The 25,180-nt window shown below is 28.7% G+C and carries 25 protein-coding genes; 13 read left to right on the top strand and 12 right to left on the bottom strand.

The window, feature by feature from the left end:
- Positions 1-50: 50 nt before the first annotated feature.
- From QMD25_03915 to QMD25_03935, 5 genes are read left to right on the top strand one after another with little or no spacing between them, the layout of a single operon-like run.
- Positions 51-554, top strand: coding sequence for a gamma carbonic anhydrase family protein (locus QMD25_03915; protein MDI6861147.1), 504 nt, complete (start codon positions 51-53; stop codon positions 552-554).
- Positions 555-596: 42 nt separating this feature from the next.
- Complete coding sequence (ade, locus tag QMD25_03920) at positions 597-2,315, top strand: adenine deaminase (protein MDI6861148.1); 1,719 nt, start codon at positions 597-599, stop codon at positions 2,313-2,315.
- A gap of 5 nt (positions 2,316-2,320) precedes the next feature.
- Positions 2,321-3,685, top strand: coding sequence for a dihydroorotase family protein (locus QMD25_03925; GenBank protein MDI6861149.1), 1,365 nt, complete (start codon positions 2,321-2,323; stop codon positions 3,683-3,685).
- A gap of 10 nt (positions 3,686-3,695) precedes the next feature.
- On the top strand, positions 3,696-4,382 hold the full coding sequence (locus QMD25_03930; GenBank protein MDI6861150.1) for a metal-dependent hydrolase: 687 nt from the start codon (positions 3,696-3,698) through the stop codon (positions 4,380-4,382).
- Between the two features lie 5 nt (positions 4,383-4,387).
- A complete protein-coding gene (locus tag QMD25_03935; GenBank protein ID MDI6861151.1) occupies positions 4,388-5,266 on the top strand; it encodes a Clp1/GlmU family protein in 879 nt (292 codons plus the stop codon).
- 43 nt (positions 5,267-5,309) lie between these two features.
- Here QMD25_03935 and QMD25_03940 read toward each other — a convergent pair whose 3' ends face one another.
- From QMD25_03940 to QMD25_03960, 5 genes are all read right to left on the bottom strand, one after another.
- Complete coding sequence (locus tag QMD25_03940) at positions 5,310-5,669, bottom strand: heterodisulfide reductase subunit A-like protein (GenBank protein MDI6861152.1); 360 nt, start codon at positions 5,667-5,669, stop codon at positions 5,310-5,312.
- Positions 5,666-5,902 (bottom strand): ferredoxin family protein, encoded by a 237-nt coding sequence (locus QMD25_03945; protein ID MDI6861153.1) that lies wholly within the window; start codon positions 5,900-5,902, stop codon positions 5,666-5,668. The genes QMD25_03940 and QMD25_03945 overlap by 4 nt, the downstream gene beginning before the upstream one ends.
- 3 nt (positions 5,903-5,905) lie before the next feature.
- A complete protein-coding gene (locus QMD25_03950; protein MDI6861154.1) occupies positions 5,906-6,337 on the bottom strand; it encodes a metalloregulator ArsR/SmtB family transcription factor in 432 nt (143 codons plus the stop codon).
- Positions 6,338-6,362: 25 nt separating this feature from the next.
- Complete coding sequence (locus QMD25_03955; GenBank protein MDI6861155.1) at positions 6,363-6,497, bottom strand: hypothetical protein; 135 nt, start codon at positions 6,495-6,497, stop codon at positions 6,363-6,365.
- An 84-nt stretch (positions 6,498-6,581) separates the two neighbouring features.
- Positions 6,582-7,769 (bottom strand): pyridoxal phosphate-dependent aminotransferase family protein, encoded by a 1,188-nt coding sequence (locus QMD25_03960; protein MDI6861156.1) that lies wholly within the window; start codon positions 7,767-7,769, stop codon positions 6,582-6,584.
- 72 nt (positions 7,770-7,841) lie between these two features.
- On the opposite strand from QMD25_03960, the gene QMD25_03965 reads away from it, so the two are divergent.
- Genes QMD25_03965 through QMD25_03995 form a run of 7 tightly spaced genes read left to right on the top strand, consistent with a single transcriptional unit; the run spans position 7,842 to position 17,205 of the window.
- A complete protein-coding gene (locus tag QMD25_03965; GenBank protein MDI6861157.1) occupies positions 7,842-8,993 on the top strand; it encodes an iron-containing alcohol dehydrogenase in 1,152 nt (383 codons plus the stop codon).
- Positions 8,994-8,997: 4 nt separating this feature from the next.
- A complete protein-coding gene (locus tag QMD25_03970; GenBank protein MDI6861158.1) occupies positions 8,998-10,686 on the top strand; it encodes an ABC transporter permease subunit in 1,689 nt (562 codons plus the stop codon).
- A gap of 5 nt (positions 10,687-10,691) precedes the next feature.
- On the top strand, positions 10,692-11,981 hold the full coding sequence (locus QMD25_03975; protein ID MDI6861159.1) for a nitrate/sulfonate/bicarbonate ABC transporter ATP-binding protein: 1,290 nt from the start codon (positions 10,692-10,694) through the stop codon (positions 11,979-11,981).
- 2 nt (positions 11,982-11,983) lie between these two features.
- A complete protein-coding gene (tgt, locus tag QMD25_03980; GenBank protein ID MDI6861160.1) occupies positions 11,984-13,099 on the top strand; it encodes a tRNA guanosine(34) transglycosylase Tgt in 1,116 nt (371 codons plus the stop codon).
- A gap of 27 nt (positions 13,100-13,126) precedes the next feature.
- Positions 13,127-13,951, top strand: a complete 825-nt coding sequence (locus tag QMD25_03985; GenBank protein MDI6861161.1) for a type II CAAX endopeptidase family protein — start codon at positions 13,127-13,129, stop codon at positions 13,949-13,951.
- Between the two features lie 57 nt (positions 13,952-14,008).
- Positions 14,009-15,943: a methyltransferase domain-containing protein gene (locus QMD25_03990; GenBank protein MDI6861162.1), complete on the top strand. Its 1,935-nt coding sequence runs from the start codon at positions 14,009-14,011 to the stop codon at positions 15,941-15,943.
- Positions 15,943-17,205 carry a hypothetical protein gene (locus QMD25_03995; protein ID MDI6861163.1) on the top strand — a complete coding sequence of 421 codons (1,263 nt, stop codon included), beginning with the start codon at positions 15,943-15,945 and terminating at the stop codon, positions 17,203-17,205. Before QMD25_03990 ends, QMD25_03995 begins: the two co-directional genes overlap by 1 nt.
- Here the strand turns inward: QMD25_03995 and QMD25_04000 are convergent.
- Positions 17,202-17,615, bottom strand: coding sequence for a hypothetical protein (locus QMD25_04000; protein MDI6861164.1), 414 nt, complete (start codon positions 17,613-17,615; stop codon positions 17,202-17,204). The genes QMD25_03995 and QMD25_04000 overlap by 4 nt on opposite strands.
- Before the next feature lie 89 nt (positions 17,616-17,704).
- Between QMD25_04000 and QMD25_04005 the strand changes: the two genes are divergently transcribed.
- Positions 17,705-18,277 (top strand): molybdopterin-dependent oxidoreductase, encoded by a 573-nt coding sequence (locus QMD25_04005; protein MDI6861165.1) that lies wholly within the window; start codon positions 17,705-17,707, stop codon positions 18,275-18,277.
- On the opposite strand, the gene QMD25_04010 is transcribed toward QMD25_04005, so the two are convergent.
- The 6 genes from QMD25_04010 to cmr3 all read right to left on the bottom strand — a co-directional run bounded on the left by QMD25_04010 (position 18,232) and on the right by cmr3 (position 25,180).
- A complete protein-coding gene (locus QMD25_04010; protein ID MDI6861166.1) occupies positions 18,232-18,426 on the bottom strand; it encodes a hypothetical protein in 195 nt (64 codons plus the stop codon). The two genes, QMD25_04005 and QMD25_04010, sit on opposite strands and share 46 nt — an antisense overlap.
- A gap of 2,158 nt (positions 18,427-20,584) precedes the next feature.
- Positions 20,585-21,445, bottom strand: coding sequence for a type III-B CRISPR module RAMP protein Cmr6 (cmr6, locus tag QMD25_04015; protein MDI6861167.1), 861 nt, complete (start codon positions 21,443-21,445; stop codon positions 20,585-20,587).
- Complete coding sequence (gene cmr5, locus QMD25_04020) at positions 21,442-21,870, bottom strand: type III-B CRISPR module-associated protein Cmr5 (GenBank protein MDI6861168.1); 429 nt, start codon at positions 21,868-21,870, stop codon at positions 21,442-21,444. The genes cmr6 and cmr5 overlap by 4 nt, the downstream gene beginning before the upstream one ends.
- A gap of 22 nt (positions 21,871-21,892) precedes the next feature.
- A complete protein-coding gene (cmr4, locus tag QMD25_04025; protein MDI6861169.1) occupies positions 21,893-22,858 on the bottom strand; it encodes a type III-B CRISPR module RAMP protein Cmr4 in 966 nt (321 codons plus the stop codon).
- A 13-nt stretch (positions 22,859-22,871) separates the two neighbouring features.
- Positions 22,872-24,080, bottom strand: a complete 1,209-nt coding sequence (locus QMD25_04030) for a putative CRISPR-associated protein (GenBank protein ID MDI6861170.1) — start codon at positions 24,078-24,080, stop codon at positions 22,872-22,874.
- Positions 24,077-25,180: a type III-B CRISPR module-associated protein Cmr3 gene (gene cmr3 / locus QMD25_04035; GenBank protein ID MDI6861171.1), complete on the bottom strand. Its 1,104-nt coding sequence runs from the start codon at positions 25,178-25,180 to the stop codon at positions 24,077-24,079. Before cmr3 ends, QMD25_04030 begins: the two co-directional genes overlap by 4 nt.

The following is a 25,180-nucleotide window of genomic DNA, read 5'->3' on the forward strand; positions in this document are numbered from 1 at the left end:
CTGATATAATCAATTAAAAAACAAATTTATTTTTAAAAAGAGGTGAAGAATTGATAAGAGATTTTAAAGATTTTAAACCTCAAATTGGAAAAAATTCTTGGATAAGCGAAACTGCAATAATAATTGGTAATGTTAAAATAGGTGATAATGTGGGTATTTGGTTTGGTGCTGTTTTAAGAGGAGATGTTGCACCAATTGAAATTGGAAATAATACAAATATACAAGATAATGCTGTTATTCATTCTGAAGTTGGTTATCCTACAAAAATTGGTAATGGAGTAACAATAGGTCATAATTCTATTATTCATGGATGTGAAATTGGTGATGATACATTAGTTGGAATGGGTGCAATTATTCTAAATGGTGCAAAAATAGGAAAAAATTGCATAATTGGTGCTGGTTCTGTTATTACGGAAGGAAAGGTTATAGAAGATAATTCTCTCGTTTTGGGTGTTCCTGGTAAAGTTGTTAGAAAAGTTACAAATGAAGAGATAAAAAGAATAAAAGAAAATGCTCTATCTTACATTGCTCTTAAAGGAGAGTATGAAAAGTAAAGGACTCTCAGATGAGAGTCCTTTTTTATTTTTGGATATAATATGGGACTAAAAGAGAAAATTGAAGTTGCAAAAGAAGAAAGAGAAGGGGATTTAATTCTTAAGGGAGGGAAAATTGTAAATGTTTTTGATAACTCTGTTGAAGAGGGAGATATTATAATTTATGAGGGTGAAATAGTAGGAGTAGGTAAATATTCAAAAGCAAAAGAGATATATAATATTCAAGGTTATTATGTATCTTTTGGTTTTTTTGATAGTCATATTCACATTGAAAGCACATCTTTAACACCTCAAGAATTTGCAAAAGCAGTTGTTCCAAAAGGTACAAGTGTTGTTGTTGCTGATCCACATGAAATTGCAAATGTAGCGGGAATTAGGGGTTTAAAATATATGCTTTCTTCTTCAGAAAATTTGCCAATTGATATTTATTTTATGCTTCCATCATGTGTTCCATCTTCTCCATTTGAAAATTCAGGTTCAAGATTAACAGTTGAACACCTTTATCCATTTTTATCTCATCCTAAAGTTTTAGGTCTTGGTGAAATGATGAATTATCCTGGTGTTTTAAATGGAGATAATGAAGTTTTAAGGAAATTAGAATATTTTAAAGATAAAATAATTGATGGACATTCACCTTTTCTTCTTGGTAATAATCTTAATGGTTATCTTGCCGCAGGGGTAAGTTCGGATCATGAATGTACAAATTTAGTTGAAGCAAGAGAAAAATTAAAAAAGGGGATGTGGATAATGATAAGAGAGGGTAGTGTTGCAAAAGATCTGGATGCTCTTTATCCTCTTATAAATCAAAACACTTATCCAAGAATTTTGTTATGTAGTGATGATAAACACCCAGGAGATTTGTTAAAAGAGGGACATATAAATGGAATTTTGAAAAAATTGGTAAAAAAAGGAATAGATCCTATAGTTGCTATAAGACTTGCGACACTAAATCCAGCAATTTACTTTGGTTTAAAAAAATTTGGTGCTATTGCGCCTAACTTTTTTGCAAATATTGTTGTTCTTGATGATCTTATTAATTTTGAACCAAAACTCGTTTTTTATAGAGGAAATCTTGTTGCAAAAGATGGGGTTCCTATGTTTTCATATGAGAGAACAAAATCTGAAGGAGGAGTTAAAAACACTGTTAATATTAAAACATTAACATATGAAAAAATTAGTGTAAAAGCCTTAGGTGATAAGATAAATGTAATAGGTGTAAATAAAAATTCATTGATAACTGAAAGATTTTTTGTTAAACCAAAAATTGAAAATGGTTTTGTTGTACCAGATATATCTCGAGACATTTTAAAGATAGTTGTTGTTGAAAGACACAAAGCAACTGGTAATGTTGGGGTTGGTTTTATTAAAGGTTTTAAATTAAAAGAAGGAGCAATTGCATCTACTATTGCTCATGATCATCATAATATAATCTCTGTTGGAACTAATGATAAAGATATTCTACTTTCAATATCTATTCTTGAATCTTATGGAGGAGGTATATCAATTGCAAAAAATGGAAAAATTTTACATATTCTACCTCTTCCATATGGAGGTCTCATGTGTGATAGAAGTGCAAAAGAGGTAGATGAGGAATATCAAAAACTTTTATTTATAACAAGAAAACTTGGATGTACTCTTGATGACCCATTTATGTCACTTTCTTTTATGGCTCTTCCTGTAATTCCTCATTTAAAGATAACTGATTTAGGTCTTGTTGATACAGATAATTTTAAAATTATCTCTTTATTTGAAAAGGGGTGAGTTTAATGAAATTAGTGGTAGGTGGGATGGTTTATTATAATGGAAAAGTTGAGAATTTAGATATTTTAATTGAAAAAGAAAAAATTATTGGTATAGGAAAATTTTCAACAGAAAATAAAGAAATAATTGACGCAACTGGTTTCTTAATTCTTCCTGGAGGCATTGATTCTCATGTTCATTTCAACGATCCTGGTTTTACGCATAGGGAAGATTTTGAGTCTGGAAGTAAAGCATCGGTTTCATCTGGAATAACAACAGTTATAGATATGCCATGTACTTCCATTCCTCAAGTAAAGGATAAGGAATCACTTTATAAAAAACTTGATGAGATTAAAAATAAATCCTATGTTGATTATGCACTTTATGGTGGGGTTACAGGTGATATGATAAGGGATAAAAAATTTAAAGATATAGAAAATTTATATTCAGAAGGTGTTGTAGGTTTTAAAATTTATTCTTACAGTTCAGCACCTTATTTTGAACATTTATCTTATGGAGAGATGTATGAACTTTTTAAATATTTTAAAAAAGAAGATATTCTTTTTACTTTACATGCAGAAGATTATTCAATAACAAAACATTATATGGAATTAGCACAAAAAAAAGAAGATTTGAGTGAAGGTGAAAAATGGATTCTTGCAAGACCATATCTTGCAGAAGTTATCTCTATTCTAATTTCATCAAGATTAATTAAAGATACAAATTTAAGGTTAAATATAACACATATATCAACAAGTGAAGGAGTAAAACTTGTTAAAGAGAGAAAAGATGAGGGTGTTAAGATTTTTTGTGAAACAACCCCACATCATCTCCTATTAACTCAAGATGATTTAATAAAAAATCCAAAACTTGTTAAAACATCTCCGCCTGTGAGATGTTATGAAAATAGAGAACTCATGTGGAAATTTTTAAAAGAAGGTTTTATAGATGGAGTTTGTTCAGACCACTTTTCTGGCGAATGGGAAAATGAAAAAAATAAAGAAAATATTTTTGAAGTAGCAGCAGGAATTTCAGGAATTGATACAATTTTTCCTCTTATTTTTTCAGAAGGAGTTATGAAAGGAAGAATCTCTTTAAGTAAATTTGTTGAAGTTATGAGTGAAAATCCAGCAAAAATTTTTAAACTATATCCAAGAAAAGGAAAAATTGAAATTGGTTTTGATGCAGATTTAGTTTTTATTGATTTAAATAGAGTTTGGAAAATCGAAGGTAAGAATTTCTATTCAAAAGGAAAATATACTCCTTTTGAGAATTGGAAAATCTATGGAAAAGTTGTTAAAACAATGTTAAGAGGAGAGATTGTTTTTGATGAAAATAAAGGCTTTCTTGTTGAAAAGGGATTTGGTAGATTCTTAAGAAGAATTGATTGAGGAGGGTTATATGAGAAGTTTAATAACATATTTAGGTCATTCATCATTTTCAATAAAATATTCTCAAGGAGAAATATTAATTGATCCCTTTTTTGAAATTGAAAATGATTTTATTGAAAAAACTAAAATAACATACATCTTTTTGACTCATGGACATCAAGACCATATAGGAAAAACTCTTGAACTATATAAAAAGTTTAATCTAAAAATTGCAGGTGCTTATGAATTGATGTTGTTTTTAAATAGTAAAGGAGTAAGGGAAGAAGATTTAATTTCAATTAATTTTGGAGGATTTATAGAATTTCCATTTGGGAAAGTCAAGATGGTTTATGCACTTCACTCATCATCTACACTTAATGATGGAAAAATTGTTTATACTGGAAATCCATGTGGTTATATTTTTAAATTTGAAGATAGAACAATCTATCACATGGGAGATACAGGTCTATCTTATGAATTTAAACTCATTGGAGAGTTAGAAAAGATAAATGTTTTGTTAATTCCAATAGGAGGAGTTTTTACAATGGATATCGATGACGCAATAAATGCAGTTAAGATGATTAACAGTGAATATGTAATACCAATGCACTATAATACATTTGATGAAATTAAGTGTGATCCAATATTATTTAAGAGAAGAGTTGAAAGTGAGACGCTCTCTAAATGTATAATCTTAAAGAAAGGTGAAAGTTTCTAAAAAAAGTGATCAATAAAATAATTGTTCCTTCAGAATGGGAAGAGTTAAAAGAGAAATTCTTATCTAAAGGAAAAAAATTAATAGTTTTAGGGGGTTCTGATTCTGGAAAATCAACTTTTATTCTTTATTTAGCAAATTCTATTGCATCAACTGGTAAAAAAGTTGGCATTTTGGATCTTGATATAGGTCAATCCAATATTGGTCCTCCTGGAACAATTGGATATGGAGTACTTGAGAAAGAGATCGAGAGTTTAGATTCACTCCAACCTAAAAAGATGGTTTTTATTGGTGCAGTATCACCTAAGGGAAATCTTCTTCAAATTGTTGTTGGTGCAAGAAAATTACTTGATTCAATGGAAATGGAAAATTTAGATTATATTTTAATTGATACAACTGGTTTAGTAGATGGATTAATTGCTGAAGTTTTAAAACATAACAAAATAGAATGTTTAAATCCAGATTTCATCGTTTTATTTCAAAAAGAAAATGAAAGAGAAAATTTGATAAAGCCATTTTTATATGATGGAAAAGAGATAGTTAGATTAAAAATTAATGAGATTGTAAGAGAAAGATCAAGAATAGAAAGAATTGAATATAGAAATAGAAAATTTAGTGAATATTTTAAAAATTCAAAAAGAGTAGAAATTTTCTTTAAAGAGCATAACATTTTAGGTTATAATATAAATAAATTTGATCCAATTAACAATTCAATAGTTGGTCTTCTTGATAAAGAAAGATTTTTACTTTATCTTGGTATTTTAGAAAAATTCAACAGAGAAAAAATGTCAATTATAATTGACTCACCTATAGGAGAAGAGAAAGGAATAAAATATATAAAATTCTCTAATCTAATTTACAATATAAAAACATTTGCCCCCTCTTAATTGAGGAGGCTTTTGTAAAATTTTTTTTAATAAGTTGTTATTTTTAACTTTCAGTCTTTTTAATCAAATTTTTAATTGCTTCAATTGCCTGTTCAGTTGTCATATTTCTAATGTCAACTCCATAGTGCTTTGTTTTATCAAAACCTGCTTTTTCAAAGGCGTCTCTAAACATTTTAATTTGCATTTTTGGATCACAACCTGCAATGTAAAGTTTATCAATTTTTCCATTAGTTGATAAAAGAGTTGTTAAGTAATTATCACCATCATCTGCACAAAGTTGAGGATGGATAGAAACAAAATCAACAAGTTCTTCTCTTCTTAAAGTGTTTAAAACTTCAAAAATGTTCATTTGGTGAAAAGATGGACATGTTCCTTGACAAACACATAAAATTAATCCTTTCATTTTTTCTCACCTCCATCTAATGCAATTCTAACTTTACTTCCAATAAAATTAATCGCACCTGTTGGACATGCTCCTTTAAGACACCCTTTACAAAAATCTACACAATTTTCAGGTCTTATAACTTCAACCTTTCCATTAATAACCTCATAAACATTATGAGGACAAAATTCAACACAAGAGAAACAAGAAATGCATTTTTCATAATCAATTACAGGATACCAATTTTTAGACATACTTTAACCTCCTTTATTAGTTGTTTTTACTCTCTCTTCACTCTTAAAATCTTTAATTAATTTTTTCCATTTAGGATCATTTACACCAACAACACATTTGTTTTTTTCTCTTAAAGAGACTCTCAATTTTAATAAAAATATGTTTTTTTTGATATAATCTTCAGGAATAGATAAGATTGTGTGAAAAAGATTTTCTAAAAATGGATCAAGATTTTCATTTATTGAATATTTAACTAATCTTCCCGATCTTTCTTCAATTACTAAATTTATACTTTTAAGTTCTTGTAAATATTTTGAAACATTATAATGCGTTTCTTCTAAAGCATCTGCAATTTCACATACATAAAAACCTTGCTTCTCTTTTAATAATAGCATTAATAATTTTAATCTCTTTTCAGATGACAAAACTTTGAAAATTTTTGTGTATTTATACATATTATATCTTCATCTTCTCCTTTATCTACAAAAGTATTTTTATTGAAGAACTACAACAACTTGAACTAGAGTTTATAAATTTTATAGATAAATTCTCTTTGTCAACTTCTTTTAAAATCTTTTTAAACTCTTTAACTGCTTTATCTGATACAGCAATCATTATAACCTCCTTTTATTCCAATATGCACATATTAGCATATATTTAAAAATTTGTCAATATCAATTTTATTAACTTATTTTTTAATTAAATTATTCCTAACTCTTTTCCACCCTTATATAATGCTTTTAATGCTTTTTCAATATCTTCATGCGAATGAGATGCCATTATACATGAACGGAGTCTTGCTGTTCCTGGTGGGATTGCTGGAGTTAAAATTGGAAATATTAAAATACCTTCATCCCATAATATTCTTGTTAATTTTAAAGCAAGTTCATCATCTTTCAATAAAATTGGGACAACTGCAGATTGAGTATTCATTGTATCATAGCCCATTTTTTTGAGTTCACTTGTATAGTGATTTATATTTTCCCAAAGTTTTTTTATTCTCCATTTCTCTTCTTCAATAACATCAAAAGAGACCATCGCAGCAACTGTTTGTGCGGGTGGAAGTGCAGCTGAAAAAATGTATGCTCTTGAATTATGTTTTATAAAATCAATTAACTTTTTATCTCCAGCAATATAACCACCAACTGAAGGAATTGTTTTTGAAAGAGTACCCATAGAAATATCAACTTCTCCATATATTCCAAAATATTCTTCTATACCCTTTCCATTTTCTCCTAAAACTCCAAGAGAGTGAGCCTCATCAACCATAAGTAGAGCATTATATTTTTTCTTTATTTCAACAAGTTCAGGAAGAGGTGCAATATCTCCATCCATTGAATATACTCCATCAACAACTATTAATTTAACTCTATCTTGTGGCACATCTTTAATTAATTCTTCAAGATGTTCAACATCATTATGGTCAAATCTAATGAAATTTGCTCTTGATTGAATTGCTCCATCTACAATACTTGCATGATCATATTTGTCGCAGAAAACATAATCATCTTTTGTAAGTAGAGTAGAAATAGTGGTTAAATTTGTTACATACCCACTACTAAATACTGCACTTGCTTCTCTTCCTTTAAAACGAGCAATTCTTTCTTCAAGTTGGTTATGAAGAATTGTTGTACCAGCAAGAAGTCGAACTCCATGTGCACCTGTACTAAATTCATCAATTGCTTTTTTGGCTGCCTCATTTATTTTTGGATGGTTTATAAGACCAAGATATGAATATGATCCAAACATTATATAATCTTTTCCATTTATAACAACATGAGCATCATACATTTTTTCAATAGGTGCTTGATAAAAATATAAATTTCTTCTTTTTGCATCTTCAAGTCTTTCAAGAAATTTATTTATTCTTGCATCAAGTGGGTTCATGTTTACTTCCTCCTTGTTAATTTAAACTTTTTTAATTATACTATAAAATGAAATTTGTTTTTGGAGGTTTTTATGGAATTTAATGTTTTACTTCAAGGAAATATTTTTTTTGGTAAAGGATCTCTTATAAAGATTATTGAACTTTCAAAACATCTTGGAAAAATAACTCTTATTGTTACAGGAAAAAGATCAACAAAAGAGAGTGGAGCACTTTCAAAATTAATTGAGTATCTTAAGGATATGGGAGTTAATTTTGTGGTGTTTGATAAAATAGAGCCAAATCCTTCAGTTGAAATTGTTGAAGAAGGTGGAAAACTTTTTCTGGAAAATGGGTGTGAATCAATAATAGCAATTGGCGGAGGAAGTAGCATAGATGCAGCAAAAGGAATTGGAGTTTATGCAATTTATAAAGAAATTATTCCCTTTTTAACTCAAGAGAAAATAGTTGATCAAAAAATTCCACCTCTTATAGCAATTCCTACAACTTCTGGTACAGGTTCTGAAGTAACGAAGTACTCAATAATTACTTATAAAGATAAAAAACTTGCAATTGTATCTCCATTTATTACTCCTCAATTTGCAATTTTAGATCCAGAACTTACGCTTTCAATGACTCCAAAAATTGTAAGAGATACAGGAATTGATGCATTATCTCATGCTCTTGAGGGACTTTTTTCTCTTGGGGCAACACCAATATCAGATCTTTTTGGATATGAAGCAGTAAAAATAATCTATAAATATCTACCAAGAAGTTTTGCAAAAAAAGGCGATTTTGAGGCTAAAGAAATGATGCATTATGCCTCTATGATTGCTGGACTTCAAATATCAATAAGTGGAACTGGAATAGTTCATGGAATGGGATATCCATTAACTACAAAATATGGATTTCCACATGGTTTTGCAAATGCACTACTTATGCCATATGTTTTTAAATTTGAACTACCAGCAGTGTATGAAAAAATGGCAAGAATAACTAAAATGCTTGGTTTTGATGAAAAAGATACCTTTTCAGATGCTTATAAATTTTTAAACATTTTATTAGAGTTTTACAAAATTTTAGAATTGCCTTTAACTTTAAAAGAAGTAGGAGTTAAAGAGGAGGATTTGCCAACTTTTTCACAAGAAGTTTTTAAAAATGAAAGATTAAAGAGAATTGCTCCAAGAGTTCCTGAGTATGAAGATATTCTAAATATTTACAAGAATGCATATAAAGGTGTAATATAATAAAGTGAACAGAAGATCATTTAATCCAATTGATATATTAGCAATAGGAATAATCTTTGCAATTTTCTATTTTATATTTGTTGGTAGTAAAAGTTATTCAAAAGAACTATTTGAAAAAAGAGAAATTGTGTTATCGCTTAAATATCTGCCACTTTATTCCTTTTATTCAATATTAAGAATTTTTATAGCATTTATAATTTCTTTTGTTTTTGCTATAGTATATGGCTATCTTGCATTTAAAAATAAAACTCTCGAGGTTTTTTTAATTCCCATTCTTGATGTTTTACAATCAATTCCTGTTCTTTCATTTCTTCCACCTGTTTTTTATTTCTTTGTTTCTATTTTTAAGGGTTCATCCTTAGGATTAGAACTTGCCTCAATTATTCTAATTTTTACAGGTCAAGTTTGGAATCTTGTTTTTAGTTTCTACAACTCATTAAAAACTGAACCAAAAGAATTTGAAGATGTTGTAAGAATAAATAAACTTAATTTCTGGGAACGTTTTACAAAATTAGATCTTCCACATGCTGCAATTGGTTTGATTTGGAATAGTATGATGTCTGTTGCTGGTGGTTGGTTTTTCTTGATGGCTTGTGAAAACTTTTCAATTTTAAACCAAGAGTACACTCTCCTTGGTCTTGGTTCATTCCTTGCAAAGGCATCAGAAGTTGGGGATATGAAAATGATAATGATAGGATTGTTTACCTTAATTTTAATAATAGTTCTAATAGATCAATTTATATGGAGACCACTTATAGCATGGTCATCAAAATTTAAAATGGAAGAAAAAGGAGAAGAGGAGGCAAGATCTTTTATTCTTGAACTATATCAAAGATCTCAAATTTTTGCTTTTGTTTCTTTTAATATAATTTCTCCTTTAAATAAATTTATAACTAATCTCTTCACAAGAAAGAGAGAAAGAGGGGAAAATTTTACAGTCGAGATCATTAAAAAAGTTTTATCATATATAATTTTTGGTTATCTATTTTTATTTATGATGAAAGGTGTAGAGGGATTAATTAAAACAATTATGTCAGTATCATTATCTGACTGGTTATTAATAGTAAAAGGTGGGGGATTCACTTTATTTAGAGTTATTTTAGCAGTTTTAATTGGTTATCTTTGGACAATACCAGTTGGAGTAAAAATTGGTATAAATCCTAATATTTCAAAATATGCTCAACCTGTAGCCCAAATTTTAGCATCAATTCCTGCTACTGCCCTCTTTCCAGTCATTTTACTTTTCTTTTTAAACTTAAGAGGTGGATTACAAATAAGTTCAATAATACTTATGGCTCTTGGAACTCAATGGTATCTTCTTTTTAATGTTATTGGAGGTGCTAAACAAATTCCTAAAGATTTTATAGAAGTGGGTAAAATTTTTAAATTAAGTGGAAAAAATTGGTGGAGTATAATTGTCATACCTACAATTTTTTCTTCATTAATAACTGGTGGAATTACAGCATGGGGTGGTGCATGGAACTCAAGCATTGTTTCTGAATATGTAAATTTTGGTGGAAAGGTACATATGATTACTGGACTTGGTGCTTTAATTAGTAGTGCAACAGAAAGGGGTGACATACCCCTTCTTACAGCAAGTACTTTATTTATGGCTGTTATTGTAGTATTATTTAATAGACTCTTCTGGAGAAAAATGTATAATCTCGCAGAAGATAAATATCATTTGGAGTAGAGTGTATGTATTTACTTGAAGTAAGAAATGTTAGTAAAAAATTTACATTTCCTGGAAAAAAGGAAATTTTTGTTTTAAAGGATATTAATTTTAATATTCGTGAAGGTGAGATTGTTTCAATTTTAGGACCATCAGGTTCAGGAAAATCTACTCTTTTACGAATAATTGCTGGTTTAATAAAACCAGATGAAGGAGTTGTTATTTATAGAAATAAAATAATAACAGATGTAAATCCAGGTGTATCAATTGTTTTTCAGAATTTTGCTCTTTTTCCTTGGCTTACAGTTGAAGAAAATGTTTTATTAGGACTAATAAATAAAGAAATGGATATTAAAGAAAAAAGAGAAAAGGCTCTTAAAGCAATAGATATTGTAGGTCTTGATGGATTTGAGAAGGCATATCCTAAAGAACTATCTGGTGGAATGAAACAAAGAGTTGGATTTGCAAGAGCACTTGTAGTTGAACCAGATATACTTTTAATGGATGAGCCTTTTTCATCTCTTGATGTTTTAACTGCTGAAAACTTAAGAAATGACCTTTTGGAGTTATGGATTGAAAACAAAATTCCAACGAAAGCAATTATATTAATAACTCATAGTATTGAGGAAGCAGTTTATATGTCTGATAGGGTTTTAATTATAAGTAAAGACCCAGGGAGAATAGTTGAAGATATTGAAATTAAAATTCCACACTGGAGAGATAAAAACTCTCAAAAGTTTCTATCTCTTGTTGATAGAATATATACAACATTAACAGGCGGAGAAATAGAAAAAGAAAGAGAAATTATGAGAGTTTCAAAAGAGACTCTTATAATACCTAATGCAAGAGTAGGTGCAATAACAGGTTTTGTTGAACTTGTATCTGATCTTGGAGGAAAAACAGATTTATTCAAAATAGGTAGAGAACTCTATATGGATCTTGAGGATCTATTGCCAATTGTTGAAGCATCAGAACTTCTTGGCTTTACCAAATATAAACAGGGTGATATTGAATTGACCCCTGATGGAGAAAATTTCGTTGAAGCAGATCTTCTTAAAAAGAAAGAAATTTTTAGAGAAAAAGTTCTTGAAAATGTTTTTATGATAAAGCAAATTGTTAGAGTTTTAAAATCAAAAACAAACAAAAGAATTTCTGAGGATTTCTTCCTTGATATTTTAGAAAGAAGAATGACAAGAAGTGAAGCAGAAAAACAGATGGATATTTTAATAGATTGGGGAAGATATGCAGAGTTATTTACATACGATGATGAGACAGATGAACTTATTCTTGAAGAGGAGATAGAAACTAAAACATAAAAATGTTTTTTGAAGTAAAAGATAGATTTGAAAATATAAGAATTTCTAAATTAAAACTTAATGATATTGAAATTGAGACACCCGTCTTTATGCCAGTTGGAACTCAAGCAACAGTTAAAACGCTCTCTTCATTTGATGTTTGGGATATTGGATATAGATTGATCCTTGTAAATTCATACCATCTTTATCTTCAGCCAGGTGAAGAGACAATAAAAAAGTTTAATGGAGTTAAAAATTTCATGAATTGGAAAGGTCTTCTTCTTTCAGATTCAGGTGGCTTTCAAGTTCTATCTCTTTCAGATATTAGAGAGATAAAAGAAGACGGAGTTGTTTTTAAATCTTTTATTGATGGTTCACTCCACTTTTTTTCTCCTGAATTTACAGTAAAATTTCAAGAAACACTTGGTGTTGATATAATGATGACTCTTGATATTTGTCCTCCATATGGAATTAGCGAAGAGGAGTTAAAAAAATTTACACATTTAAGTATAGATTGGGCGAAAAGAGGAAAAAGTGTTAAAGAAGAAGGAAAAGGACAACTTTTTGCTGTTATTCAGGGTGGATTAAATTTAAATTTAAGACTTAAAGCACTAGAGGAGTTAGAAAAAGAGAATTTTCCAGGTTATGGGATTGGTGGACTTTCAATAGGAGAACCATGGAGCAAAACAAAAGAGTTTTTATTGAAGTTTGTGCCACAGATGCCTCAAGATAAACCAAGATATTTTATGGGACTAGGAGATCCAATAAGTATAATGGATGCAGTTGAAGCAGGAGTTGATATGTTTGATTGTGTCTACCCCACAAGAATTGCAAGAAATAGAACTCTTTTAACTAAATATGGAAAGTTAAGAATTACAAAGAGTGAATATAAAATGGATGAAAGACCAATAGAAGAAGATTGTGACTGTTTTACATGTAGGAATTTTAGTAGAGCATATTTACATCATCTTTTTAAAGCAAAAGAAATCCTTGCCCCTCGTCTTGCAACAATTCACAATTTAAGATTTATGTATAATTTTATGGAAAAATTAAGAAACTCAATTAAAAACAGAAAATATTTTGATTTTAGAAAAGAATTTGAAACTGACTTTTTAACAAATTTTAAAAGAGATGAATAAAAAATTAAATAAAGGAGGAATAAAATAATGGCCAATGAAATTAGAAAGGTTAAAACATTTATAATTTTCTTACTAACCATAAGTTATATACTTGGTTTTTTAGTATATTTTTTAAAAAACTATTTTGTGCTTTCTCAGACCTTCTTTACAATTTTTTCAATAGTTTATATGTATTTACCATTTTTTACAGTTGTTTTAGTTGAAAAATACATTTATAAAGGGAGTTTAAAAGGACTTGGTTTTTATTTAAAATGGGACAAATATATTTTTCTATCGATTTTTATCCCCATAATTTTAACCTATCTCTCTAATTTTCTAAGTTTGATTTTTAAAGATATAACTATTAATTATGAGTATTTTAAGCCATATTTTTTAATTCTATTGACATTACAAGTTATAATTGTTGGTTCTACAATAAATGCACTTGTTGCTCTTGGAGAGGAAGTTGGATGGAGAGGTTATCTTGTGAATAATTTAATTCATAAAGGATTTTTTAAAGCATCTATATTTATTGGCTTTATTTGGGGAATCTGGCATACGCCCCTTATTTTAATGGGATTAAATTATCCTGAATCAAAATTTTTTGGAATCTTTATGATGGTGTTATTTACAATTCTTTTATCTCCAATAATGATTTATATAACAATTAAATCTAAATCAATAATAAATGCTTCAATTTTTCATGGAGTTATGAATTCAATAGGTGGACTTCATTTAATTTTACTTAAAGGTGGAACAGATTTAACAAAAGGAATAATAGGATTTCCAGGCCTTATTATTTTGCTTTTTCTAAATATAATCTTTTTGCCAAAATTTTTAGAATTTGAGAGAGAACTTAAAAGTTGCTCTTGACAATCTCATAAAATTTTATATGATATTTTAGACTTTGAATTTTATGGAGGTTTACATATGAATGAAAAAGATAAACCACGAAGTAGTAAGAACGGAAAGGTAACAAAAAAAGAACTTTTTGGAAAAATAGAGAGTTTAGATGAGTATATAAAAAGTCATACAAGCAAAGTTAAAATGTCTCCTTTTCTTTTATCAAGTGATATTGAAGAAAAGGAGATAAGAGATCTAATTAAAAAAGAGATTGATTATTTAATAGAAATTTTAAAACCAAAAGAAAATGATAGAATTCTTGATCTTATATCAAGCCACGGAGAATACTCATTAGAACTTGCAAGAAGAGGATTTATAAATGTAGAAGGGCTTGATAGATCAAGTAACTTAATTCAAAAATCAAAACTTAGAGCAAAAAAAGAGAACTTACCTGTTAAGTTTAGAGAAGGGACTCCAAGAAAACTTTTTTATCCACCTAATAGTTTTGATGTTGTTTTGCTAATTGGTAATGTCTTTGGTTTTTTTGAGACACCACTTGATGCTTTTAATGTTTTAAAAGAGATCTTTAGAGTGTTAAAAAAGGGTGGAAAAATATTTATAGATATAATAGATAGTGAATATGAAAAGAAAAACATTGTTCCATATTACTGGCAGTGGCTGGATAAAAATCATTATGTTTTAAGAGAAAATAAATTATCTTTAAATGAAGATAGTTTAATAATTAGAGAGATTGTGAGTCATATTCAAAAAGGAGTAATAAAAGATAGTTTCTTTTCATTGAGATTATATACAAAAGATGAAATTCTAAATCTACTTAAAAGAGCAGGTTTTTCTGATATTCAAATATTTGATCACTCAATTGATATAAATATTCCAATATCAAATTTCCAAATTGGAGAAAAACATATCTCTTTTGTTGCTACAGTATATAAAGAAATAAAAGAAGAAGTAAAAGTTAAAAAAGTTTTAAGAAATGTTTGTGTTATATTGGGTGATCCAAAGAAAAGTGATCCACTTAAACCAAATCACATTTTTGATGAGGATGATTTAAGAGCAATAGAAAAGTTAAAAGAAACTTTAAAAACATTTAAAAATTATAAATTCATCTATTTAGATAATCATGATCATCTTGCTGAAGAACTAATGGGGTTAAAAGGTAAAGTGGATTATGTTTTAAATTTATGTGATGAAGGTTATTTTAATGATCCTACAAAAGAGATGCATATTCCTGCAATTCTAGATGTTTTAAATATTCCATATACTGGTGCAACTCCACAATCACTTGCACATGCATATGATAAATCTCTTGTAAGAGGAATTGCAAGAGAAATGGGTATTCCTGTCCCAGATGCTTTTCTTGTAAAGCCAGGTGAAAATGTTTATGAATTACCAATAAATTTTCCTATTATAGTTAAACCTAATTTTGGGGATTCAAGTTTTGGTATAACTCAAAAAAATGTCTGTTTTGATTATGAAAGTTTAATAAAAGTTATAAGAGATCTAAGAGATCTTTTTGGTTATGAAAAACCAATACTTATTGAAGAATTTTTAACAGGTAAGGAATTAAGTTTAGGAATAATTGGTAATCCACCAAGATATCCATTTAAACTTTTACCTCTTGCTGAACTTGATTACTCATCTTTACCTGAAGATTTGCCTAAGATATGTGGTTATGAAGCAAAGTGGTTACCTAATTCTCCTTATGGGAAAATAAAATTTATTAAAGCAACAGTTTCTGAAGAAGTTGAAAGAGATTTAATTGATTGGAGTATTAGACTCTTTGAAAGATTAGAATGCAGAGATTATGCAAGATTTGATTTTAGATTAAATTCAAGTGGATTTCCAAAACTTCTAGAGGTAAATCCAAATCCAGGATGGCACTATGATGGTTTTTTAGCAGAGATTGCAAGAATTCAAAATATTGATTATAAAACACTTCTTGAATTAATATTAAAATCAACTGAAATTAGATTGGGATTAATACCAGCAGAAGAGTTTTAATGAAAGAGGTTGTATTAAAATTAGATAAATTTGATCTTAATGGTGGTACTTTTGGTTTTTACGATAATAAAAAAGTTTTAGTTTATGGAGCACTTCCAGGAGAAGTTGTAAAAGTAAAAATTTATGGAAAGAAAAAAGATTATTTTCTTGGTGAGATTTTAGAGATAATTCAAAAATCTGATGAAAGAATAAAAGAAAAAGAGGATCATTTTATATCTTGTTCACCATGGCAAATTCTTAAAGAAGAGAGAGAAAATTTTTATAAAAAGGAGTTAATTTTAGATTTAATAAAAGAGAATAATTTAGATATTAAAGATTTCGATATAAAAGATAAAAATATTTTTTATAAATATAGAAATAAACTTGAATTCAGTTTTTTAGATGAAGAATTAGAATTTGCCTTTTTTAAAAGAGGAACACATAAAAAGAAAGTTAAAATAGATGGATGTATTTTAGGCTATGATTCAATAAATTATGTTGCAAAGGAAATTTTAAATCAATTAAAAGAAAAGAATATACCACCTAAAATTTTAAAAAGTTTAATTTTAAGAGGAAATAGAGAGAAAGAAGTTATTGCTTCTCTTTTCATAAAAGAGAAGGTGAAAATTTTGGAAAATCCTTTAAATATTCAAAATCTTAAAGGATTTTCTTTATTTTATTCATCACCACTTTCTCCTGCATCTATTAAAACTGAGACTCTTTTTGAAAATGGTGAAAATTTTTTAAAAGAAAAAATCCTTAATAAAACTTTTTTCTTCACAACAACTTCTTTTTTTCAAGTAAATATTGATATGTTTGAAGAAGCACTTTTAGATATAAAGAATTTTGTTGATGTAAATGATAATATATACGATATTTATAGTGGAGTTGGAACAATAGGAATTGCTCTTGATTTGAAAAATGTAAATTTTATTGAGAGCGAAAAAGAAAATATCTTCCTTAAGAAAATGAATCTTGAAATTAATGGGATAAGAAATTTTAGATTAATTGAAAATAGAGCAGAAAATGTAATATCAACTATAGAAAGAAATTCGGTTTTAATTTTAGACCCTCCAAGAGAGGGTCTTCATAAAAAGATATTGGAAGAATCAATAAAAAAAGATTTTAAAAGAATTATATACCTTTCATGCAATCCAAAAACTCAACTTAGAGATTTATCTTTTCTAAAAGAAAGATATAATTTAAAATTTTTTAAAGGTTATAACTTTTTTCCCAGAACTCCGCATATAGAAACTTTGTCTATTCTTGATAGAAAAATTTAGTTATTCTCCTCTCTATGTTCCTTTTTTATAAGATTCCAATGATAAATATAAACTGGAATTCCAACAATTAACATAGCTATATTTCTTGTAAATGAATCTACAAGATATGGAAAATAACCAAGATGTTTTGATGTTTCTTTGTATCTTTTATATTCTTCCTCCCATTGAAGAAGGGCTTTCTTTTGTTCTTCTGTTAATTCAATTTTTTCAACGGCTTCATTTAATTTTACACTTTCAAGCCAATAAGGAATTGGTGGTAAATAAGATCCATATCTTGCCTCAAGGGCATCTCTAAAGAATGTTAATTGTAAACCAAGATTTATTAATCCAACTGATCCAATGATAATTAAAGTTAATCCAACCATAGAGAAAAGGTATAAATAAATTTTTCTTAAAGTAAACTTACTCATAAAACCTCCTTTTTAGTTTTTAATAATATAAACCAATAATATCAGAAAAAGTTTCAAAATTGTATAAAATTATAAAAAGGAGGAAGAAGATGGAAAAAGAATTAAAAGAGTACAATGGAATTAAACTTTCAAGTTTGAGTGAATTTAGAGAAAATTCAATTAAAGGTCCACAGAGTGTGGATATTAAAAATTATACACTTGAAATTTATGAAGAAGGAATTTTTAAGAAAGCGTATAGATATGAAGAAGTAATAAACAATTTTAAAGCGACAAAAAAGATAATAACGCTTTATTGTGTTGAAGGATGGGATACAACGATTTTATATGAGGGAATAAATCTTATTGATATATTAAATGATTCAAATGTTTCTTTTAAGTATCCTGTGATAATTTTTGGTGCAGTAGATGGTTATACAACTTCACTTGAAACCTCTTTTGTTTTAAATAGCAAATTAATAATTGCATACAAAATGAATGGGATAACTATACCAAAAGAAAACGGATTCCCATTTGTTTTAATTGGAGAGAATAAATGGGGGTATAAATGGATTAAGTGGTTAAATAGAATAGAATTATCTAATGATAAAGATTATAGAGGATATTGGGAATCGAGAGGTTATTCAAATTCAGCAAATCTTAATGAACCATTTTTTGAAAGATAACCCTTTGAGTGATGTTTCAAAATTTTTTCTGGTATATTTATAACCCCATTCTTTACAAGATAAAAAATAAAAATATAAACTCTTTCTCCATTGCTTTTCTTTGCTTTCTTTACTTTTAATAACCCTACAATATTCCAAATGATAAACACCCTCCATACTATACACTTTCCAATAATTCACTTTTAACAGATATATGACTTTCGTTCACACATTTTACATTACTAAAAACTTGTTCTATACAAATATTAGCTACTTAACAAATTTTTTTGTATTTTTGAGCCTTCTCTTTTGCTTTAAGCCTTTTAGAAGATTTAACTTTTTGCCATACAATGTCATTTGTATGCAAATTGGTTTAAAGCCAAGTTTCTCCAACTTTTCAAGTAATATACCTGACTGCTCATTTAAAAGTTTACCTTCATTATTGTGCTGATTTAAGTTTTACACCGAATATCCACAACCTGTTATCTTGTCGATAAACTAAAACAATCGGTTTGATATTAACTTTTATCTCTTTCCCTTGTTTACTCCAAAAATAATATGTGATGTATTATACTATAAGCTTTCTATTAACTAAAACATAAGTATATAAGTATTTTTTATTTTTCTAAACCTATCCCTTTTTCTGTTAGATATTGGAATAGTCCATGTGGTCTTGCTTCTAAAAATAGTTGAATACAAAAAAATTATTCTTAATGAAGGAAATTTTAATTTCCTAATAGTTCCTTATCTCTACCAAAAAAGTTTTCTATAACTTGCTTGATGTGGTATTTTAAGAAACAAGAGAGTAATTATGTATTATAGGAAGTTTTTTCTGCAGAATTCCTCTATAAGCTTAAATATTTGTTGTGCTTTTAAAGTTGAAAAATATGTATTTTGAATTTTTTTTATAATTTTTCAGAGTTATTATAATAACCAATATTTTGAAATTTTGTATAGATGCTATTTTCGAAGGTCAAGGATATTTTTGAAACACTTAAGTTTTAAGATTTACGCTGAGAAAGCCAATCCTTTTGGTCTGTGATGAAAGGTGGTATATATAATGAAAGTCTAATAATAAAGATCAAGTTTGGGTCTTAGATAAACTTCTAAAAACGGACCACTTGTAGGTAATTGCCTATGAAACGGAAAATTTTATTGAAAGAGGAAAAGTTCATCTCTTAAGATGTTAGGGAAGTTACTTTATACATTAATAATATGCTCTTTTAATTTCAGTTAATAAAATTTTAAACATTATATAACCTCTTCTATTTTTTAAAAAAGATCAATTTCTTTGTTTTATTTGAATATTTTTTATAAATGTTCAAGATTTGTAATTCTAAATATATAAAATCAGAATCGCTTTTAATTTTTGAAACACATATAAGACTTTCAAACTTAAAAATATCTATAATATTTTATATATTTCTTTTAAGTTCGTTTTTTTATATTTGCTATTAAGATAACAGGATAACCTAATTTACGCTTTAACTATTTCTCCTTTCAAAGAACTGATTTTTCCTTTAAAGTAATTACCTTTAATATTTTTAACAATCAATGTAATTAATAAAAAATATTTGTCAATATTCTACGTAGTAATGTACTCACCTTTGAAAAAAGTAGAGAAAGTTTATGTTTTGCTTTTTTTAGAATTTTCTTTCAACTATTAAATAATTTTCCCATTTTTTATAACAAAATATACTTCTATCCTATTTCTAGTTCTTTTTCTGAAATAGTATTTATATAATTTGATGTTATTCTGTGAGAGTATTTGATTAAATATTATTTCACCTTTATCAGCTTCTAGAAAATAAAGTAAACTTGCATTTTTTAAAAATAAAAAACTAGCCAATAAAAGTAATTAAAATTTTTTATTTTGTATTCTTTGAGTTCCTTTATCTGTTATATTGTAAGATTGTCAATCTCTGTTTTTAATAAAAATTACTCTGTTATTACAAAAATTTGTAAACTTTACATTTCATATAGTTTATATAAAACTTGCACATTTCAAATCTTCACAGATACTATTCAAACTTCTCGTAAAATAAAACTAAAAATTAACAAGATTCAAATACTACAATAAAATAAATTTTTTATTAAAAATAAAATTTCTAAATATTAACACATACTTCAATTTTTACATCAATTTACCTGATAAAATGTCTTAATAAGGATAAATCATGATTTACCTATATAATTTTTCAATCATAAATAAATTATTAAAAAATTTTTGTAAAAATCTCTTTTCGTTAATTTTGGAAATGTAATAAGAAATATAAATCCATTTTGAAAAACTTAACAAACTACTGTACTATTGACACATTTTTACCCCTAAATCTTAAATATTCCATATCCTAACGATGTTTTCGCTCCAATACCAAACTTTTCTAATGCTTCCTTTAATAACACTTCTGACTTTTGGAGTAAAGAATTGTCCTGTGAAATTAAATAGAATCGAAAAGTTGTTTTCTCAACAGTCAAAAATTCTACAGGTTTTGGATTTTGCCAATCTGCCGGAGGTTGCTTTCCAGAATAATAATCAGGATAATGGGGGTTCATTATATCAATCTTCAAATTTATATCACTTACCGGATAAGCATCTATAAAATATACCTTCCCTTGATGCTTTTGAGTGCCGAAGATTTTAATCAACTCTCCAAATTTTATATTACCAATTTCCAAATCCAACTCGTTTCCTTTTTCAAGATCACTCGAAATTTGCTCCACAGCATCTTCAAAACTTTTATTATCTTTATTCATCTTCTGTTCTGCAAACTTCAACACCGCCCAATGCTTTGTTACTCCTTTGACCGCACTTCCCGGAATATACGGAATCCCATAAATATGATGCAAAGTCATCGATGTTTCCTGGGGATGTACTCCTCCAAGCCCAATTATAAGATGCCAAGGACATATGCTTTGAAAATTCTTAACATTAAAACCATTATTTTTTAAAAGATTAATCAAATTTTCTCTTCTCTTCTGAATGTTTTCTAAAAAATTTCTTTCCCATTTGAATTTCTCAATTTCCTTATTAATCACTATCCTTTCAGGCAAGATCTCCCCAAGAACAATTGGTGAGTTAAATAGAAAATAAAAATTATTATCAGGTCCAATGCTTTGAGCTGAAAGTATACTAAAGGTATCTCGAGGAAAATACTTATTTTTTGATACATGAAACCTAATACTCATTCTTCACTCTCCTCCTCTGTTTCAATCAAACCCTCTGCAAACCTCTTCACCCAATTTAAAAATGCAAGTATCTCCTCTGTGACATATCGATAATTTTGAGAATCAAGCGAAATAACCCATTCTACTAACTCAATGTTATCTGGCATCTTTATTCTTGCTGTTGAATCACTTCTAAGATAATCCATCATTTGCGAATATAAAAGTTCATAAGCATTTCCATTTTTTGCTTTCGACTTAACAAATGCAAGGGTTTGCCCAAGTCCATTGGAAAGAATCATCTGAGGAATTTTTCTTGAGTAAGCACGGTAATTCTTGAGTAATTCTTTATTAGAAGAATTTTCATCAACCACTTCCTTTACACACCTATACGCAAACTCTGCTCTCCCCTTTTCAAGTTTTGTAATTAAACTCTCTCTATCAGGCATAACTAACCTCCTTTGTTAATTTTCAAAGGATTTTTAACCTTACAAAACCCTTTCCAATTGTTTGATTGCCCCCTATCTGAACTATCTCTGGAAGCCCATCTTTAAAAAACTTAGCAACAAGTTCTGCCTCTTCCTGTGGAGTAACAGATTTAAATATCCCTTTTTGCTCATCACTTTTTACTTTTGGCTCTGTAAACATCACGAGAGAATATAAGATTGTATCTTGAGGCAAATATTCTTCTGTCCATAGCGCCCCTGACGCAACAGTGCCAGTTTTATCGTCAATTCTCGTCCTCGTAATTACCTCAGTAGAGGTCTTTACAAATTGCTTAAAATCATCATCACTTAAAATAACAAGATCACTTTTTAACTTCTCCCTCCAATAGTTATAAGCATTATCACTAGGGAAAATTCGATTTGCGAACCATTCAGCAATTCCAGAGGTTATATCATTTTCGTTTACTTCAAAAGTGAATTCTTCAAGTATAATTTTTGACTCAATTGCAAGATTTGATTGTCTTGGTGTAGTGTTTTGAAGTGTGTAAAAGTTTCCAAAATTGCTAGAGTTTATACCAGCCATCTTGATTTCCTTACTAAATCTTTCAAGAACCATCGGACAAGTTATCCAAGCAAAAATACCCTTCAACGATTTAACAGGAAATAAAAGAATTCTCGCATCCGTAAAAGTAATAGCGCTTGCATGCTCATCACTATCTTCTGGTCCAAAAACAAGTGATAAATAGTCTTTGTTAAGTTCTGTTTCAGCATTGTCTTTAATGTATTTTATTTTGTCTTTGGGTCTAATTTTTTTAGCATTTAATTCAATTTCTTTATTCGCAATTCCAAACGCCTCTTTTATACAGCCCTTTAGTCCTGAAGCTTCAATCTTGGGAAAATCCGTATGCCTTTCCCTTTGAATGGGAAGATCCACAAGCCCCAATTCACTCCCACTTCCAGCATGAACAGGAGTTTCTGCAATTATGAACAATGACTGTACTTTTTTAAACATGCCATCCCTCCTTTTGTATTTTATAAACTTTGTAGTTTTCTAAATCTTTTATCTTCGACAAGTTATTTTTAAAAGTTTCAACATACTCACTTTCAACATTATGCACATCACTTCCTATGCTAATCGCTCCAGCATAAATATCATACTCCATGACACCATACCGAGTTTTTCTTTCCTTTACTTTATATAAAATCCTTACCTGTAAATTATTCTCCTTATGTTTAAAACATTTAAAGTCTTGTAAATCCACACCTTCCAATCTATGGTCTAAATCAGGATCCTGTAGGTTTTGCTCTATTCTTCGCTTAAGCTCTAATAAAGATTTTTCCGCTATGTTCTTAAAATTTTGGTCCTTGCCAATATACTCTTTAAATAATTTAGATACATAAAAAACTCTAAACCCTCGCTTATACTTTTCCCATAAAACTATCCCCAAGTTGTTTAGAGAATATAAGTTTTCAACCCTTTCCACTAGACTTAAAATATCTGCATAGTCTTCCTCATTAATACCCTTCAGTTCACTAACCCCATCCTTTTCCAATTTAGCAAAAAACTCTTCATATTCTTCGAATATCTCCCATTTAATATCTAATGGAATGTAAGGTATCTTTATTAAAGCATCAGTTTTTTCAAATATATAATAAACAGGACATTTATTCACCTGAGCAAGGATCGTAAGATACGGAATGGTCGCCTTGTATCCCCCAGTGATGTTAATAATCACATTATCCCAGTATTCATCCGCAATCCTATAAATCTCATTTATCAATTCACTCATACCAACATTAAACTCTTCTCTATCCTGAACCTGCAAACACTTAATAAATCTTGTGTAAATTTTTTTACTATCAAACCCTAAATCCTGAAGAATTTCTTCTATTAACTGACTCGCAAGCTTACTTAAAATTGTATCAGAATACAGAAGATAAACTTCAAAATCATCATCCCTTAACTCCTCTTTTAACTTTAAAAGGCTTTTCACTTCCGCCGATAGAGTCACTTTATTCTCATCTTTTCTTGAGTCAATCCATTCTTTAATTGCATCTCTAAGAGATTGAATCCTCCTCTTTTCTGAATCAAATTCCTCTGCCTTCTTTTCCTGTAGATCTTCAAAGTAACCTCTAGAAGTGTTATTTCTCTTTTCTTCCTCAAAATAATTCTCAAATATCGATGTCCCAACCATCGTAATTACCTTCTTCATGATACACTCCCAATAAATGTTAAACCATAACCTTCCTCTGGATATATGTCCGAAATATTCTTAAAATGAAAAACATCCTTAACCTTTTGAACATCAGAATCATCAAGTATCTGAAAATAATATACACTCCCCGCAGGAACTGCCCTTCGCATAGGTTTTGGCTTATTTTCCGCCATATCCCATCCTCCAATCAATTTATATTTCCCAATTACGCAACCAACCAACTTCAATTTAATACCCTTATGCTCTCCTTGAAGCGTATTTTCATCAATCCAACTTGGAAGATAACCCTTTTCAAAAATTGCCGGTGTAGCAAGATAAATCTTAAATAACCTGTTGTTAAAACTTAAACTTATACCCTTAATCTCTTGAAGTAAATCACTTTCCATTTTTTCTATCTTCGCAGTTTTCCCTTCTCCGCCAAGCTGAATTATACCCGATTCAGGAACGTCTTCAACCCCCTCAATCCACACAGCAATCGCCACATCACCTTTCAATTTTTCATCTTTCAACCTTATCATTGGCACATGATAAAGATGCCCCTTTACTGTGGTTTTTGTTATACGGTTTCTTGCAATTCCAATCTTCGACTCCACAATGTAAAGCTCATCTTTCTCTGTTAGTCTTAAACCTTTCTTCCCTAATAAATAATCACTCAAATAAATAGCAGTAATATAACCTTCAGCTTCTTTTATATGCTCCATACCTTTCCAAACCAAAATCCCATCCATTTGATAATCTGAAATAAATATGTCAGGCCTCTCAGAAAAAGTTAAAGACTTTAAAATATCATTTCTCTTGTTTTCTTTCTTCTTCAGTAAATCCAACGGCGAAGGAAATAATAATTCCCCTTTTAACAGAATTGAACCTTTAATTTTTAGGGAGCCTTTTGTTTCAGTCGTTCCTAATTCTTCTTTGAACCTCCCTTCTTTGAAATCTTTCAAACTTCCCTTTTCAAATATTAGCCATGTCCTTATCGCACCATACAATGTTGTAGGATTTGGTGGAAAAATTATCTCTGTCCAAGACTCCGCACCCATTGTGAAAGGTATTCCACTTCTGAAAAATAAAGTATCATTTGGTATAATCTTATACCACAT

The organism is Caldisericia bacterium (assembly GCA_030018355.1).
Lineage (GTDB): Bacteria > Caldisericota > Caldisericia > B22-G15 > B22-G15 > JAAYUH01.

Bases quoted from the DNA above. Each gene is read 5' to 3' on its own strand.
- tgt (MDI6861160.1), top strand. From the start codon at position 11,984: ATGTTTTTTGAAGTAAAAGATAGATTTGAAAATATAAGAATTTCTAAA.
- QMD25_03940 (MDI6861152.1), bottom strand. From the start codon at position 5,669: ATGAAAGGATTAATTTTATGTGTTTGTCAAGGAACATGTCCATCTTTT.
- ade (MDI6861148.1), top strand. From the start codon at position 597: ATGGGACTAAAAGAGAAAATTGAAGTTGCAAAAGAAGAAAGAGAAGGG.
- cmr3 (MDI6861171.1), bottom strand. From the start codon at position 25,180: ATGTGGTATAAGATTATACCAAATGATACTTTATTTTTCAGAAGTGGA.
- QMD25_03960 (MDI6861156.1), bottom strand. From the start codon at position 7,769: ATGAACCCACTTGATGCAAGAATAAATAAATTTCTTGAAAGACTTGAA.
- QMD25_04005 (MDI6861165.1), top strand. From the start codon at position 17,705: ATGGAAAAAGAATTAAAAGAGTACAATGGAATTAAACTTTCAAGTTTG.
- QMD25_03990 (MDI6861162.1), top strand. From the start codon at position 14,009: ATGAATGAAAAAGATAAACCACGAAGTAGTAAGAACGGAAAGGTAACA.
- QMD25_04000 (MDI6861164.1), bottom strand. From the start codon at position 17,615: ATGAGTAAGTTTACTTTAAGAAAAATTTATTTATACCTTTTCTCTATG.
- QMD25_03955 (MDI6861155.1), bottom strand. From the start codon at position 6,497: ATGATTGCTGTATCAGATAAAGCAGTTAAAGAGTTTAAAAAGATTTTA.
- QMD25_03930 (MDI6861150.1), top strand. From the start codon at position 3,696: ATGAGAAGTTTAATAACATATTTAGGTCATTCATCATTTTCAATAAAA.
- QMD25_04030 (MDI6861170.1), bottom strand. From the start codon at position 24,080: ATGAAGAAGGTAATTACGATGGTTGGGACATCGATATTTGAGAATTAT.
- QMD25_03985 (MDI6861161.1), top strand. From the start codon at position 13,127: ATGGCCAATGAAATTAGAAAGGTTAAAACATTTATAATTTTCTTACTA.
- QMD25_03945 (MDI6861153.1), bottom strand. From the start codon at position 5,902: ATGTCTAAAAATTGGTATCCTGTAATTGATTATGAAAAATGCATTTCT.
- QMD25_03925 (MDI6861149.1), top strand. From the start codon at position 2,321: ATGAAATTAGTGGTAGGTGGGATGGTTTATTATAATGGAAAAGTTGAG.
- cmr5 (MDI6861168.1), bottom strand. From the start codon at position 21,870: ATGCCTGATAGAGAGAGTTTAATTACAAAACTTGAAAAGGGGAGAGCA.
- cmr6 (MDI6861167.1), bottom strand. From the start codon at position 21,445: ATGAGTATTAGGTTTCATGTATCAAAAAATAAGTATTTTCCTCGAGAT.
- QMD25_03950 (MDI6861154.1), bottom strand. From the start codon at position 6,337: ATGTATAAATACACAAAAATTTTCAAAGTTTTGTCATCTGAAAAGAGA.
- QMD25_03965 (MDI6861157.1), top strand. From the start codon at position 7,842: ATGGAATTTAATGTTTTACTTCAAGGAAATATTTTTTTTGGTAAAGGA.
- QMD25_03975 (MDI6861159.1), top strand. From the start codon at position 10,692: ATGTATTTACTTGAAGTAAGAAATGTTAGTAAAAAATTTACATTTCCT.
- QMD25_03995 (MDI6861163.1), top strand. From the start codon at position 15,943: ATGAAAGAGGTTGTATTAAAATTAGATAAATTTGATCTTAATGGTGGT.